This is a genomic window from Pseudomonas sp. SDT291_1_S447 (assembly GCF_054070155.1).
Window position 1 is genome coordinate 34,167 of the sequence record NZ_JBSVXS010000036.1, and the last position, 14,202, is coordinate 48,368.

General features: G+C 60.2%; 12 protein-coding genes and 1 pseudogene. 2 read left to right on the plus strand and 11 right to left on the minus strand.

Features of this window, described 5'->3' with window-relative positions; genetic code table 11:
* Window positions 1-83: 83 nt before the first annotated feature.
* From purD to prmA, 6 genes are all read right to left on the minus strand, one after another.
* Window positions 84-1,379 (minus strand): phosphoribosylamine--glycine ligase, encoded by a 1,296-nt coding sequence (gene purD / locus ACW9IR_RS14250; RefSeq protein WP_457463759.1) that lies wholly within the window; start codon window positions 1,377-1,379, stop codon window positions 84-86.
* 155 nt (window positions 1,380-1,534) lie between these two features.
* On the minus strand, window positions 1,535-3,142 hold the full coding sequence (purH, locus tag ACW9IR_RS14255; RefSeq protein ID WP_007914589.1) for a bifunctional phosphoribosylaminoimidazolecarboxamide formyltransferase/IMP cyclohydrolase: 1,608 nt from the start codon (window positions 3,140-3,142) through the stop codon (window positions 1,535-1,537).
* An 83-nt stretch (window positions 3,143-3,225) separates the two neighbouring features.
* Window positions 3,226-3,546 carry a DNA-binding transcriptional regulator Fis gene (gene fis, locus ACW9IR_RS14260; protein ID WP_003221275.1) on the minus strand — a complete coding sequence of 107 codons (321 nt, stop codon included), beginning with the start codon at window positions 3,544-3,546 and terminating at the stop codon, window positions 3,226-3,228.
* Window positions 3,543-4,553, minus strand: coding sequence for a tRNA dihydrouridine synthase DusB (gene dusB, locus ACW9IR_RS14265; protein ID WP_102899389.1), 1,011 nt, complete (start codon window positions 4,551-4,553; stop codon window positions 3,543-3,545). Before dusB ends, fis begins: the two co-directional genes overlap by 4 nt.
* Window positions 4,554-4,738: 185 nt before the next feature.
* Entirely contained in the window at window positions 4,739-6,016 is a 1,278-nt protein-coding gene (locus ACW9IR_RS14270; RefSeq protein ID WP_457463762.1) for a DUF3426 domain-containing protein, read from the minus strand.
* A 30-nt stretch (window positions 6,017-6,046) separates the two neighbouring features.
* A complete protein-coding gene (gene prmA / locus ACW9IR_RS14275) occupies window positions 6,047-6,925 on the minus strand; it encodes a 50S ribosomal protein L11 methyltransferase (protein WP_102899386.1) in 879 nt (292 codons plus the stop codon).
* An 87-nt stretch (window positions 6,926-7,012) separates the two neighbouring features.
* Here prmA and ACW9IR_RS14280 point away from each other — a divergent pair, with 87 nt between their 5' ends.
* Window positions 7,013-7,159, plus strand: coding sequence for a hypothetical protein (locus tag ACW9IR_RS14280; RefSeq protein WP_457463765.1), 147 nt, complete (start codon window positions 7,013-7,015; stop codon window positions 7,157-7,159).
* Between the two features lie 3 nt (window positions 7,160-7,162).
* Here ACW9IR_RS14280 and accC read toward each other — a convergent pair whose 3' ends face one another.
* From accC to gcbA, 5 genes are all read right to left on the minus strand, one after another.
* Complete coding sequence (gene accC / locus ACW9IR_RS14285) at window positions 7,163-8,521, minus strand: acetyl-CoA carboxylase biotin carboxylase subunit (protein ID WP_038360556.1); 1,359 nt, start codon at window positions 8,519-8,521, stop codon at window positions 7,163-7,165.
* Window positions 8,522-8,538: 17 nt separating this feature from the next.
* A complete protein-coding gene (gene accB / locus ACW9IR_RS14290) occupies window positions 8,539-8,997 on the minus strand; it encodes an acetyl-CoA carboxylase biotin carboxyl carrier protein (RefSeq protein WP_095121948.1) in 459 nt (152 codons plus the stop codon).
* A gap of 48 nt (window positions 8,998-9,045) precedes the next feature.
* Window positions 9,046-9,498, minus strand: coding sequence for a type II 3-dehydroquinate dehydratase (gene aroQ / locus ACW9IR_RS14295; protein WP_007914604.1), 453 nt, complete (start codon window positions 9,496-9,498; stop codon window positions 9,046-9,048).
* A 242-nt stretch (window positions 9,499-9,740) separates the two neighbouring features.
* A complete protein-coding gene (locus tag ACW9IR_RS14300; RefSeq protein ID WP_457463767.1) occupies window positions 9,741-11,687 on the minus strand; it encodes a methyl-accepting chemotaxis protein in 1,947 nt (648 codons plus the stop codon).
* A gap of 51 nt (window positions 11,688-11,738) precedes the next feature.
* Window positions 11,739-13,409, minus strand: a complete 1,671-nt coding sequence (gene gcbA, locus ACW9IR_RS14305; RefSeq protein WP_034151562.1) for a diguanylate cyclase GcbA — start codon at window positions 13,407-13,409, stop codon at window positions 11,739-11,741.
* Window positions 13,410-13,874: 465 nt separating this feature from the next.
* Here gcbA and ACW9IR_RS14310 point away from each other — a divergent pair.
* A pseudogene (locus tag ACW9IR_RS14310) lies at window positions 13,875-14,202 on the plus strand (hypothetical protein); the annotation flags it as partial.

Sequence of the window (14,202 nt, forward strand, 5' to 3'; positions counted from 1 at the left end):
AGGTTGATGCCAGAATATAACGATGCGCGACGGTGGAACAGCCCGGCAGGGAATGGCATTCCTCGCCGGGCTACAACGACAGCTTATTCCTGGGTTTCGCCACGTTCACGGGCAATGGCGCGGTAGCCAATGTCCTTGCGGTAGAAGCAGCCTTCCCAGTCGATGGCGGCCGCCAGCTTGTAGGCTTGCTGCTGCGCTTCACCGACGCTGGCGCCCATTGCCGTGGCGCAGAGCACGCGACCACCGGCAGTGACAACCTGAGCGTCTTTCAGTGCGGTGCCGGCGTGGAAGACTTTGCCTTCCAGCTTCGCCGCAGCATCGAGACCGTTGATCGCGGCGCCCTTGGCGTAGTCGCCCGGGTAGCCGCCAGCAGCCAGCACGATGCCGACGCTCGGACGTGGATCCCACTGTGCTTCAATCTTGTCCAGCGCTTGCGCCAGCGCGGCTTCGACCAGCAGCACCAGGCTCGATTGCAGACGCAGCATCACCGGTTGGGTTTCCGGATCGCCGAAGCGGCAGTTGAACTCGATGACTTTCGGGTTACCGGCCTTGTCGATCATCAGACCGGCATAAAGGAAACCGGTGTAGACGTTGCCTTCTTCGGCCATGCCGCGCACGGTCGGCCAGATCACCAGATCCATCACGCGCTGGTGCACGTCGGCGGTGACCACCGGGGCAGGGGAGTAGGCACCCATGCCGCCAGTGTTCGGGCCGCTGTCGCCGTCGCCAACACGCTTGTGGTCCTGGCTGGTGGCCATCGGCAGCACATTCTTGCCGTCGACCATAACGATGAACGAAGCTTCTTCGCCGTCGAGGAATTCTTCGATCACCACGCGCGAACCGGCGTCACCGAAAGCGTTGCCGGCGAGCATATCGCGCACGGCGTCTTCGGCTTCAGCCAGAGTCATGGCGACGATCACGCCTTTACCGGCGGCCAGGCCGTCGGCCTTGATCACGATCGGTGCGCCTTTTTCACGCAGATAAGCCAGGGCTGGCTCGATCTCGGTGAAGTTCTGGTAGTCGGCGGTCGGGATCTTGTGGCGTGCGAGGAAATCCTTGGTGAAGGCTTTCGAACCTTCCAGTTGCGCAGCACCGGCGGTCGGGCCGAAGCAGTCCAGACCACGGGAACGGAACAGGTCGACAACGCCAGCCACAAGCGGCACTTCCGGACCAACGATGGTCAGGGAAACGTTTTTCTCGGCGAAGTCGGCCAGTTGCTCAAGGGCCAGCACGTCGATGGCGACGTTTTCGCACTTGGCTTCAATGGCGGTGCCAGCGTTGCCCGGTGCAACGAAAACCTTCTGCACGCGCGGATCCTGAGCCACTTTCCAGGCCAGGGCGTGTTCACGGCCACCGCTGCCAATGATCAAAACATTCATTTCAAAAACCTCGGATGACGCTAATTCTGTTGAGCGCCGCAGGGACGCTTTTCTGTAGGAGTGAGCCTGCTCGCGATTGCGGTGTGTCAGTCACTGCAGCTTTGACTGATCAATGGCTATCGCGAGCAGGCTCACTCCTACATTGGAACGTGTTCTTAGTGACGGAAGTGACGCATGCCCGTAAAGACCATCGCGATGCCAGCCTCGTCGGCAGCGGCAATCACTTCAGCATCACGCATCGAACCACCCGGCTGGATCACCGCAGTGATACCGACCTTGGCCGCATTGTCCAGGCCGTCGCGGAACGGGAAGAACGCGTCGGAGGCCATCACCGAACCGGCCACTTGCAGACCGGCGTGCTCAGCCTTGATCGCAGCGATACGCGCCGAGTTTACGCGGCTCATCTGGCCAGCGCCGACACCGATGGTCTGACGGTTCTTGGCGTAGACGATGGCGTTGGACTTGACGTACTTGGCGACTTTCCAGGCGAAGATCAGGTCGTGGATTTCCTGTTCGGTCGGCGCGCGCTTGGTCACGACTTTCAGGTCATCGGCGCTGATCATGCCGATGTCACGGCTCTGTACCAGCAGGCCGCCGTTGACGCGCTTGTAGTCCCACGCAGCGGCGCGGTCAGCCGACCACTCGCCGCAGGCCAGCAGGCGCACGTTGGCTTTGGCTGCAACAATGGCGCGAGCTTCTTCGCTGACGCTTGGAGCGATGATCACTTCAACGAACTGACGCTCGACGATCGCTTTGGCGGTCTCGGCATCCAGTTCACGGTTGAAGGCAATGATGCCGCCGAACGCCGATTCGGTATCCGTGGCGTAAGCCAGTTCATAGGCCTGACGGATGCCGCCTTCAGCGTCCGGGCTGACTGCCACGCCGCATGGATTGGCGTGCTTGACGATCACGCAGGCTGGCTTGACGAAGCTCTTCACGCATTCCAGCGCGGCGTCGGTGTCGGCGACGTTGTTGTACGACAGCTCTTTGCCTTGCAGTTGGGTCGCAGTGGCGATGCCGACTTCGGCAGGCTTGGCCTCAACGTAGAACGCCGCGCTCTGGTGCGGGTTCTCGCCGTAGCGCATTTCCTGGGCCTTGATGAACTGGCTGTTGAAGGTGCGCGGGAATTCGCTGCGGCCTTCAGTGCTCAGGGTTTCAGCGGCCTGGTTCACGGTGCCCATGTAGTTGGCGATCATGCCGTCGTAGGCAGCGGTGTGTTCGAAGGCCTTGAGCATCAGGTCGAAACGCTGAGCGTAGGTCAGGCCGCCGGCCTTGAGGCCTTCGAGCACGCTGGCGTAGTCGCTGGCATTCACCACGATCGCTACGTCTTTATGGTTTTTCGCTGCCGAACGGACCATGGTCGGGCCGCCGATGTCGATGTTTTCGATGGCGGTCGGCAGGTCGCAGCCTGGCTTGTTGATGGTGGCTTCGAACGGGTACAGGTTGACTGCAACCAGATCGATCGGCTTGATGCCGTGCTCGCTCATGATCGCGTCGTCGATACCGCGACGACCGAGGATGCCGCCGTGGATTTTCGGGTGCAGGGTTTTCACCCGACCGTCCATCATCTCGGCGAAACCGGTGTAATCCGCGACTTCCACTGCGGCAACACCGTTGTCGCGCAGCAGCTTGAACGTCCCGCCGGTGGAGAGGATCTCGACGCCCAGAGCTTCGAGCTCCTTGGCGAATTCGAGGATCCCGGTCTTGTCGGAAACGCTGATCAAGGCGCGGCGGATCGGCAGGCGGGTAGTCTGGTCGGTCATCTCAATTTCCATCAAAAGCAAAGGAAGTCAGCAAAAAAGGCGACCGTTTTTTACGCGGGCGCCTTTCTGGTTTGATTGAATGCTTACAGCAGATCGTACTGCTTGAGTTTCTTGCGCAGCGTGCCGCGGTTAAGTCCCAGCAGCTCACTGGCCTTGGTCTGGTTGCCCTTGACGTAGTTCATCACGCTTTCGAGCAGGGGCGCCTCGACTTCGGAGAGCACCAGGTTGTACACATCCGTGACGGACGCGCCCTCAAGGTGGGCGAAATAATTGTGCAGCGCCTTCTCGACACTCCCGCGAAGGGTCTGACCTTCTTCGCTCGGGGTATTGAGGTGCTGTTTCAAATTCACGTTGTCGCTCACGGGTGCTGTTCCACTCACTAAAGTCTCGGTCATCATCGTCATGCGGCCACCCCTTCTTCGTCCCCTGTCAGGCTCTTGTAACGCTCGGCGAAGAACTCCCGAACGTTGGCGCATTGTGTTTCCGTACCATCCAAACGATTGAAGTGGGCGCGAAACTCCCTGGCGCCCGGCAAGGTTGCGAGATACCAGCCCACATGCTTGCGCGCAATGCGCACGCCCATCACATCCCCATAGAAAGCGTGAAGTGCGGCCAGATGCTCTAGCAGTATGTGTTCCACCTCGATCAGTTCCGGTGCCGGCAATTTCTCGCCTGTGCGCAGGTAATGATCGATCTCGCGAAAAATCCATGGCCGCCCTTGGGCAGCGCGGCCTACCAACAGGCCATCGGCACCGGTCGCGTCGAGCACGTAACGGGCCTTTTCCGGCGAATCGATATCGCCATTGGCAAACACCGGGATCGACACGGCCTGCTTGATCGCGGCAATCGTGTCGTACTCGGCTTCGCCCTTGTACAGATCGGCGCGAGTGCGGCCATGCACTGCCAGCGCGGTGATCCCGGCCTGCTCGGCGATCTTCGCCACGGTCAGGCCGTTCTTGTTGTCGCGATCCCAGCCGGTGCGGATCTTCAGGGTGACCGGCACATCAACCGCCGCCACAACGGCATGCAGGATCTCGGTCACCAGTGCTTCATCTTTCAACAACGCGGAACCGGCGGCCTTGTTGCAGACCTTCTTTGCCGGGCAACCCATGTTGATATCAATAATCTGTGCGCCCAGTTCGACGTTGGCCCGGGCCGCGTTCGCCAGCATCTGCGCGTCGCCACCGGCAATCTGTACCGAGCGTGGCTCGGGATCGCCTTCGTGGATCATGCGCATGCGCGACTTGCGGGTGTTCCACAGGCTCATGTCGCTGGTGACCATTTCCGAGACAACAAGCCCTGCGCCCAAACGCTTGCACAGCTGACGAAAGGGCTGATCGGTGACCCCCGCCATCGGGGCGAGAATCAAGCCGTTCTGCAATGTGTATGGGCCGATGCGTACCGCCGACATAGGACTTCCCTGAAGTGGGGCCGGATCATGAGAGTTCGAAAAAGGGTTGGCATGATACCCGCTCTCGATGACTGGATAAAGGCTGAATTGAACAAAATCTGAACAGTTATTCTGTTATCGCCACAGGTTTGGTTGTGGGTGGCAAAGTCAGAAAACCGTCGTCAATTCAGAAACGATGAAGCGACTCACTCGGGCGAGTGGAAACTCAGGCTGTAGTTCACCGCCTTCGGGCCTGGATCGAGAATGTCCAGCGCAATGTGGATCGGCGTCTGCGGCGGCATTTCCGCCAGACCTTCGAGATCACCTCTGAGGTATTCGCCGGGTTTGAAGCGACGACTGGCGATCAGGTGGCCGTTGAGGTCGGCAAAGCGCAGCTCCAGCAATGGAAATGGCTGGGAGAATGTCGCGCGGTTATAGATGATTGCGTCGACCACCAGCGCACCGTTGAACTCCGGATGGCTGCGCACCACCAGGTTGCTGCTCTTGATTCGGGCGATGTCCACTTTGGACGGCACCGTGCAGCCGATCTGCGGGCAGATTTGCTGGAACCACGGGCGGTATTGATCCTGCCGGGCCAGTTCATCGAAATGATAGGAGATGTACTGGGCAGCCAGTCCGCCTGCCGCCAGCAAGACCAACACCAGCCAAAGCAAGCGACGTCCCCACGGCGAGCGGCGTTTCTGCCAGTCCAGTTGCAGCGGGTCGTCGGTCAGGTCCTGCAGCACTTCGGCGCGTACGCCGGGTTCTGCGCGCTCACGTTTTTTGCGCAGCGGCTCGATCGATGGCAAGTCGTCGTCAGCGCTTTCGTCGCTGGCCGACAAGCGCTCGCGGCGGGCATTCGGGTCGATCGGGTCGTGCAGGCGCAGATGCGGGATTGCCGGTTCGTCATCCAGATCCACCGGTTCCAGCGATAGCGAAGGTTCGGTTCGCTCGGATTTGACCGGTTCGATGTCGGCGATTTCTGCCTCGTCGTCCTCGGGCTCAGCCGTGTGTTCATCGGCGCGCTCGCTGAACAGGCTGTCGCGCCAGAGCGTTTCATCCGGTTCAGGGGTGTCGCGGCGTGCGCTCAGGGCATCTTCGCGTGGACGACCGAATTCGGTGGTCGGCTGGATTTCCCGTTGTTCGAGGCGGGCCAGTTCTTCGTCCAGATCGAGGCTGTCGAGATCCAGCTCGGATGCGCTCCACTGCTTTTGGCTGATGGCACGCGGCGCGGGCTGTTCGAAGATGGCCGGCGCCTGGACAACCGGCGGGGCCTCGATAATCGGCGTCGGCTCGACAACCGACGGTGCAACCGGCGTCACCGCGTCCTTGCCGGCGTGTTGTTCCAGCAGCTGTTTGGCGGCGTTGAACACTTGCAGGCAGGAGCCGCAGCGAACCACCCCGCGGGCCACGCTCAATTGAGCATGGCTGACACGGAAACTGGTTTGGCAATGCGGGCACTGGGTGACGAAGCTGTCGGTCATGCGGCGATCCGGATTATGCAGGCGGTCATATTAGCGCCGACGGCCAGTGATGCGCACCCAGCCATCGCGGTTGGCGATCGGGTCGAGGTCGAAGTCCTGCGCATAAGCGGCGGCGACTTCCTCACCTTGCTCGGCGAGAATGCCCGACAGCGCCAGACGTCCACCGGACTTGACCAGGTTGGACAGTTGCGGCGCCAGCGAAACCAGTGGGCCGGCGAGGATGTTGGCGACCAGCACGTCGGCTTGAACCTGCGGCAGATCTTCCGGCAGGTACAGCGGGAACAGTTCGTCGGCAATGTTGTTGCGCCCGGCGTTGTCGCGCGAGGCTTCCAGCGCCTGCACGTCGATGTCGGTGCCGACGGCTTCCTTGGCGCCGAGCAGCAGGGCGGCAATCGCCAGAATCCCCGAGCCACAACCGAAGTCGAGCACGTTGCAGTCTTTCAGGTCCTGACCGTCGAGCCATTCCAGGCACAGTGCGGTGGTCGGGTGAGTGCCAGTGCCGAACGCCAGACCCGGATCCAGCAGCAGGTTGACCGCATCAGGCTCCGGCGCGGCGTGCCAGCTCGGCACGATCCACAGGCGCTGGCCGAAGCGCATCGGCTGGAAGCCATCCATCCAGCTGCGTTCCCAGTCCTGATCTTCGATGACTTCGCTGTGATGCTCGGGCAACGGGCTGCCGGTCAGCAGTTCCAGATGAGCCAGAACCGGTGCCGGTTCAGTGCCGCCTTCGAACAGCGCCAGCAGATGCGTGTGCGCCCACAGCGGGGTGGTATTGAGTTCCGGCTCGAAGATCGGCTGATCTTCGGCGTCCATGAAGGTCACCGACACGGCGCCCACTTCAAGGAAAGCGTCTTCGTAGGTTTCGGCTTGTTCCGGGCTGATGGCGAGACGTACTTGCAGCCAAGGCATGGCGGGCACCTTTGAAAAATATTGATTGCAGCCTAGCGGCCGGCGAGAAGCGCGCAAGTTTACGCGAGCTCGGCGCAGAACACGAACATGGTTGAAGATCAAAAGATCGCAGCCTTCGGCAGCTCCTACAGGAGTTTGCATTCCAAGGTAGGGGCTGCCGAAGGCTGCGATCTTTTGACTTTGCTGCAGAAACAAAAAAGCCGCCCGAAGGCGGCTTTGTCTGGTGCGGGCTGAAGCTTAGTGCTTCTCGCCAGCCAGCTTGTGCTCGAGGTAGTGAATGTTCACACCACCCTTGCAGAAGCCTTCGTCACGAACCAGATCACGGTGCAGCGGGATGTTGGTCTTGATCCCGTCAACCACGATTTCGTCCAGGGCATTGCGCATGCGGGCCATGGCTTCGTCGCGGGTCGCGCCGTAAGTGATCAGCTTGCCGATCAGCGAGTCGTAGTTCGGTGGAACCGCATAACCGCTGTACAGGTGCGAGTCGACGCGAACGCCGTTGCCGCCTGGAGCGTGGAAATGCTTGACCGTACCCGGGCTCGGCATGAAGGTTTTCGGGTCTTCAGCGTTGATCCGGCATTCCAGCGAGTGACCGCGAATTACCACGTCATCCTGCGTGAACGACAGCTTGTTGCCAGCGGCGATGCTGAGCATCTCCTTGACGATGTCGATACCGGTGACCATTTCCGAAACCGGGTGCTCCACCTGAACACGGGTGTTCATTTCGATGAAGTAGAAACGGCCGTTCTCGTAGAGGAACTCGAAAGTACCGGCGCCGCGGTAGCCGATGTCGATGCACGCCTTGACGCAACGAGCCAGAACTTCCTCGCGCGCCTTCTCGTCGATGCCCGGTGCCGGCGCTTCTTCGAGAACCTTCTGGTGACGACGTTGCAGCGAGCAATCGCGGTCGCCCAGATGGATCGCATGACCCTGGCCGTCGGAAAGAACCTGCACTTCGACGTGACGTGGATTGGTCAGGAATTTTTCCAGATACACCATCGGGTTGCCGAACGCCGCGCCAGCTTCGGTGCGGGTCAGTTTGGCGAAGGCGATCAGGTCTTCTTCCTTGTGCACAACACGCATGCCGCGACCACCACCGCCGCCAGCGGCTTTGATGATCACCGGGTAGCCGACTTCACGACCGATGCGCAGCGCCGTTTCTTCGTCTTCCGGCAGTGGGCCGTCCGAACCAGGAACGGTTGGCACGCCTGCTTCGATCATCGCGTGCTTGGCCGAAACCTTGTCGCCCATCAGGCGGATGGTTTCGGCTTTCGGGCCGATGAAAGCGAAGCCGGAGTTCTCGACCTGCTCGGCAAAATCGGCGTTTTCCGCGAGGAAACCATAGCCTGGGTGAATGGCGGTAGCGCCAGTCACTTCAGCGGCAGCGATGATGGCCGGGATGTGCAGGTAGGACTGAGCGGCAGACGCCGGGCCGATGCAGACGGATTCGTCTGCCAGACCCAGGTGCATCAGCTCTTTGTCGGCCTTGGAGTAAACGGCGACGGTCTTGATGCCCATCTCTTTGCAGGCACGCAGAATCCGCAGGGCGATCTCACCGCGGTTAGCGATCAGAACTTTTTCCAACTTCGCAGTCATCAAAGGCTCTCCGCAGTTCAAACGATGGTGAACAGCGGTTGGTCGTACTCAACCGGCTGGCCGTCTTCGACGAGGATGGACTCGATCACACCGCTGGTTTCAGCTTCGATGTGGTTCATCATCTTCATGGCTTCGACGATGCACAGAGTGTCGCCTTTCTTCACGGTCTGGCCGACTTCAACGAAGGACGGCGAGGTTGGCGAAGATTTACGGTAGAAGGTGCCGACCATCGGCGAACGGGCAACAGTGCCGTTCAGCGCAGGAGCGGCAGCGGCAACCGGGGCTGCAGCAGCTACCGGAGCAGCAACAGGTGCGGCAGCCGGTGCTTGCATCGGCGCTGGCGCGTAGTACTGCTGAGCCGGGGTCTTGCTGTGACGGCTGATGCGTACGGACTCTTCGCCTTCCTTGATCTCGAGCTCGTCGATGCCGGACTCTTCCAGCAATTCGATCAGTTTCTTAACTTTACGGATATCCATGAATCATCAACTCCCAAGGGTCGGTCAGGGGCGCTTAACGCTTGTATTTCAAGTCGTTGCCTGTGTTTCAAGCTGTTCTAGTGCAGCCTCCAGGGCCAGTCGGTAACCGCTGGCGCCAAGGCCGCAGATCACTCCCACCGCTACGTCGGAGAAGTAAGAGTGATGGCGGAAAGGTTCGCGTTTGTGCACGTTGGACAAATGCACTTCGATGAATGGGATGCTCACTCCCAGCAACGCGTCACGTAATGCGACACTTGTGTGTGTAAAAGCTGCTGGATTGATCAGAATGAAATCGACACCTTCGCCGCGCGCGGCGTGGATGCGGTCGATCAATTCGTACTCGGCATTGCTTTGCAGATACAGCAGATGATGGCCGGCTTCACGGGCGCGGCGCTCCAGATCCTGATTGATCTGCGCCAGGGTCGTTGAACCGTAGGTGCCGGGTTCGCGGGTGCCGAGCAGGTTCAGGTTGGGGCCGTGCAGCACCAGTAGGGTTGCCATCTGCGTAGTCCTTGTTATGAATGAGCAGTCGTCAGAACCCGGCGACTATGCCGCAAAGACTTTGTGACTGTCCAGTTCTATGCAATAGCCAGCACGATGGCCGATGTTTGCGCGAAATATGTGACCAAGTGATTTGATCCGGTCACTAGCGGTGATGAGGCGGGCCCCTTCGCGAGCAAGCTCGCTCCCACACTGGAACGCATACCCCCTGTGGGAGCGAGCTTGCTCGCGAAGGCGGCTCATCAGACGCGGAATGCCTGAACGGCTGTATGCAATTGCCCGCCCAATACCAGCAGATTCTCACCCTGCTCACGGCCACGACCGATACGCAGCAAGTTATCCCCACCCAACTGATGAATCCGCTCGCTGTGATCGCGAATCTCGCTGACCGCACCGCTTTGCTGCGCGGTGACATCGGCAATGCGGATCGCCGTCTCGGAAATGGTCTGGATTGCGTCGACGATTTTATCCAGCGCACCGTCCGCCGCTTGCGCCTGATTGGCGGTGGCTTCGGCGTGTTCGACCTGCGCGCGCATGCCTTCGACCGATTGACGAGCAGCGGTTTGCAGGCCGGCAATCAGCGTCTGAATTTCGGCAGTCGCGCCGGCAGTACGCTGAGCAAGCGAGCGCACTTCTTCGGCCACCACGGCAAAACCACGGCCCATTTCCCCGGCGCGCGCCGCTTCAATCGCTGCGTTCAGCGCGAGCAGGTTGGTCTGGTCGGCAATCGAGCGAATCACCGTCAACACGCCGCCGATGGTCGCCGACTCTTCAGCCAGATGCTCGATCATTTGCGCGTTGCCCTGAACCTCACCCACCAGCGCGTGCAGGCCGGTCAGGCTCTGGCCAATCACGGTCTGGCCATGCACAACGGCCAGTCCGGCGTGACGGCTGGCCTCTGCTGCCTGTTGTGCATCACCGGCAACCTGCTGGATTGTCGCTTCAAGTTCGCCGAGAGAATCGCGGATCAGCGCGGTGTCGCCGGCCTGATGTTCGGCGCCGCTGTGCAAGTCGTTGCTCAGCTCGGCGAGGGTGCGGCTGCTGCCCACGACTTGTTCGGCGTTGCCACGAATCGTCCCGACCAGATCGACCAGATACGCACGCAAGCGGTTGAGCGAGGCTTCAATGTCGTGCAGTTCACGGTTGGTCTTGCCCAGTTGAATATCGCGGCTGAAATCGCCTTCGGCCCAGGTCGATAGTGCCGGCGCGAGATTGGTCAGCGTACGGGCCAGTCGCCGCTGCAAGGTGTCGATCAACAGCGCGATCAGCAGAATCAAACCGATCATCACGCCTTGCATCAAGCGTACTTCGCCTTGGATTTGTCCGTGCTGGGCCCGCACGACTGGCTCCAGTCCGGCAATGGCTTGCTGCACTGCGGCGATTTTCTGGTGGGTGGCGGCGCTGAGGTCGGTGCGTTTCTGAATCTGATCGCGGGTGCGCTCAAGCTCCGCCGGATAACGTCCGAGCAAACTGTTGAGTTCGCGCTTGAGGCCGACGCCAGCATCTTCCGCGACAGTTTTTTCCGTGTTTTCGATGCCCATCATCGCCGCGAAGTCGTCGCTGCCCGATTCACTCTTGGCCACAACGCCGAGCAGGGGCAGGGCATCAATCGCTTGGGCCTGCGAGCGGATGTTGCTGACCTCGCGCTCTACATCGGCGGCCAGTTCACTGCGCCCGCTGCTGACCAGTTTGTCCCGCGCCAGCGACAGTTTGCCCAAATGCTGCGAAGCGGCGAGCAGCGGTGCCAGATAAGCCGCGTTACCGTTGGCGTAAGTGCTGAGCTGATCGAGGCTGGCGCTCAGTTCGCGCTCAGCCTGCAACAATAAGGCTTGCGGATCACCGGCCAGTTTGCCGGCCGCGAGCAGGTCGGTTTTGCTGAATTCTTCCAGCCCCGTCAAGCTCGGGCGCAGGGGGGCGGCCAGCGTCGGCGGCAACTCATCGAGTTCTTTGCGCAGGCTATCGATGGCCTGACTGGCGCTGCTCAGGCGCAGGGCGTCACCGCTGGCGAGATAGTCCTCGACGTTGCGCGCCACCTCATTCTGAAATTGTTGCGACAGCCCAAGATAACGCTCCATCAACAGATACGGGCGTTCGAGGGCTTTTTGCGACCACCACAGCGTGGCGCCGAGTGCGAGGCACACGGCGACCAGCAGCAGCGTATTGAGATTGGTGAGCAACTTCAGGCGCATGACGGCTACCAACGGCAGAAATGGTAAGCGCCTGAATTTATTGCGGTTCTGTTACAGGGTTATGACCGAATCAGTGGAATCCGATGAAAAAGTGGCACTTTGCTTTGAGTCGCGCGCGGTCTGCACGCGATTGCGCCCGGCACCCTTGGCGCGGTACAGCGCCTCATCGGCCTGGCTGGCCATCATCAGGCTGTCGCAGTCGTCGTGCATTTCCACCACGCCGGCACTGAAGGTGCACCACAAATCCTGCGGCTGCGCCGGGTAGTGGATCTCGGCGAAGCGCTGGCGGATTTCGTCGAGGACTTTGTGCGCGGCTTCTATATCGGTGTCGGGCATGACGATGGCGAACTCTTCACCGCCGTAGCGGCCGATGAAGTCGGTCTTGCGCAAACGCTGCTTGAGAAACAGCGCGAGGCTCTTGATCACACGGTCGCCCATCGGGTGGCCGTGGCTGTCGTTGACCCGTTTGAAGTGGTCGATGTCGAGCATGGCAAAACTCAGCGGCTTGTTCTCGCGACGGGCGCGGAACGAGCAGTCTTCGAGCAGTTGCAGAATGTGAGTGTGGTTGTACAGACCGGTTAGGCTGTCGCGGACCATCCGCGCTTTGAGATTGCGCGCGCGGGCGGCGCGGTTGCGCACGGTGGTAATCAGATGGCGCGGCTTGATCGGTTTGGTCAGGAAGTCATCGCCGCCCTCGCTCATCGCGTCGAGCTGCTTGTCCAGATCGTCCTCGGCCGACAGATAGATGATCGGCACGCTGACATAACGGTCGTTGTGGCGAATCACCTTGGCCAGTTCGGTACCGGTGCAGGCCGGCATGTACATGTCGAGGATGATCAGGTCGGGCTGGAAATCGGCCAGTTCGGCCATCGCCTGAATCGGTTCGATCAAGGTGCGGGTGACAATGCCGGCGCTGTTGAGCAGGCGTTCGGTGTGCAAGGCTTGCGCACGCGAATCGTCGATGATCAGCACTTTATAAGGTTCGTACTGCGCGACGCAGGTGAGGACCTCGATTTTTTCCAGCAGGCTCGACGCTTCGAGGGTGCCGGTGAGAAATTCCTGGCCACCAGCACGCACCGCCGCGAGACGGGTCGGCGTGTCGGTTTCGTGCAGGCTGAAGAACAGCAGCGGCAGCGGTTCTTCCAGGCCAACCTGGGCTTCGGCGGCGAGCTTCAGGCCGATGCCGGCGCCGCTGAAATCGACGTCCATGACGATCGCCGCTGGCAAACGCTCGACCATCGATGAGCGAAACGCCGAGACACTGTCCAGCGCCTGCGCGCTGAGACCGAAGAATTCCAGTTGTTTGGCCAGCCGTTCGGCGCGGTCGTGATCCTGCAGCATCACGTAGATCGGTTTACGCAGCGGCGGCAGGAAGGTCTGGTCGAGTTGATCGCCGTGGCGCAGGCCGGTGCGCGACAAGCGCTGCATCAAGCGATTGAGGTCGGTGATCAGGCCGCTGCTGAGGCGGCCGCGATTGGCGTCCACTGCTTCCAGCGATTGGCTGATGTGACGCGCGAGCTGAGTGTGTTCCGGCTGTTCGAAGCGCTCGGCAAAACGCAGCAGGCGCAGGTTGGCCTCGCTCAGTTCGGCGAGGTCGACAGTGGACCACTCACTGCGTTGCAGGCGCTGCCATATCTCAAGAATCTGACGTGCCTGATGAATTACCCGCTGGGCAAAGTGGTGCTTGAGACGCTCACGGCTGGGGTCTTCTGGCTCGGTCATATCCTGACTACTAGTTAGGCTGCATGCTGAGATCGACTGGTGGCTCTATGCTAGCACCTCTTTTCCCTTACACGAGTGTCGTACGTCAATAATCTGCAATGCGTCACCATTCAGTTTCTGACCGGGCGGTTTTGTTTTTGACCTGCAGGGTGGACGAGGAGCCCGCTACCAGGGTGTTTAGAGACGTTTCCTATCCTTTGCGGCGACACTTCCCGATCCTTGGCGGAGGGTGTCTGTCAGTTCTTTCTGATTTCTCGCCGAAGCATTTTCACCGCGTTATGGATCGGTAGAGTTCAGGGATTCCCTTAGAGGCTTTCTATAAAAATCTTCTGCTGCAAAGCAGGGGAGGTGCCTTGGGGATGCGCTCTTTGTAACTGGATTACAAGGATTTCAGCACCATCAGAGTCGTGGTGGCGGATGTGCAACATTTAACTCCTGATACATGAACACCAAGGACGAAGCTCCATGACGGATCAGACGCAGCGTTGGCGGAGAGTTCTCCCCTTCATCAAACGATTGGCTCAAAACGTGACACTCAGCAGTTGCGTCGCCCTGACATTGGGTTGTTCGGCTGTGGGCAAACCGAACACATTCGCCTTTGTTCCTGACTTTCCACCCAACTTCAGGTACGACCTGACGGCCACCTATGTGCCCGCCAAAGATCAAACATGTTCGGTACCGGGTGGGAAAGGTACTCAGCTTGGGTTCAACAAAACCAACATGAAATACGAAGGCACTTCCGTAGTCCCGCTTTACAGAACCGTAAGCGACTGCCCGCTGGCGCTGAACCATG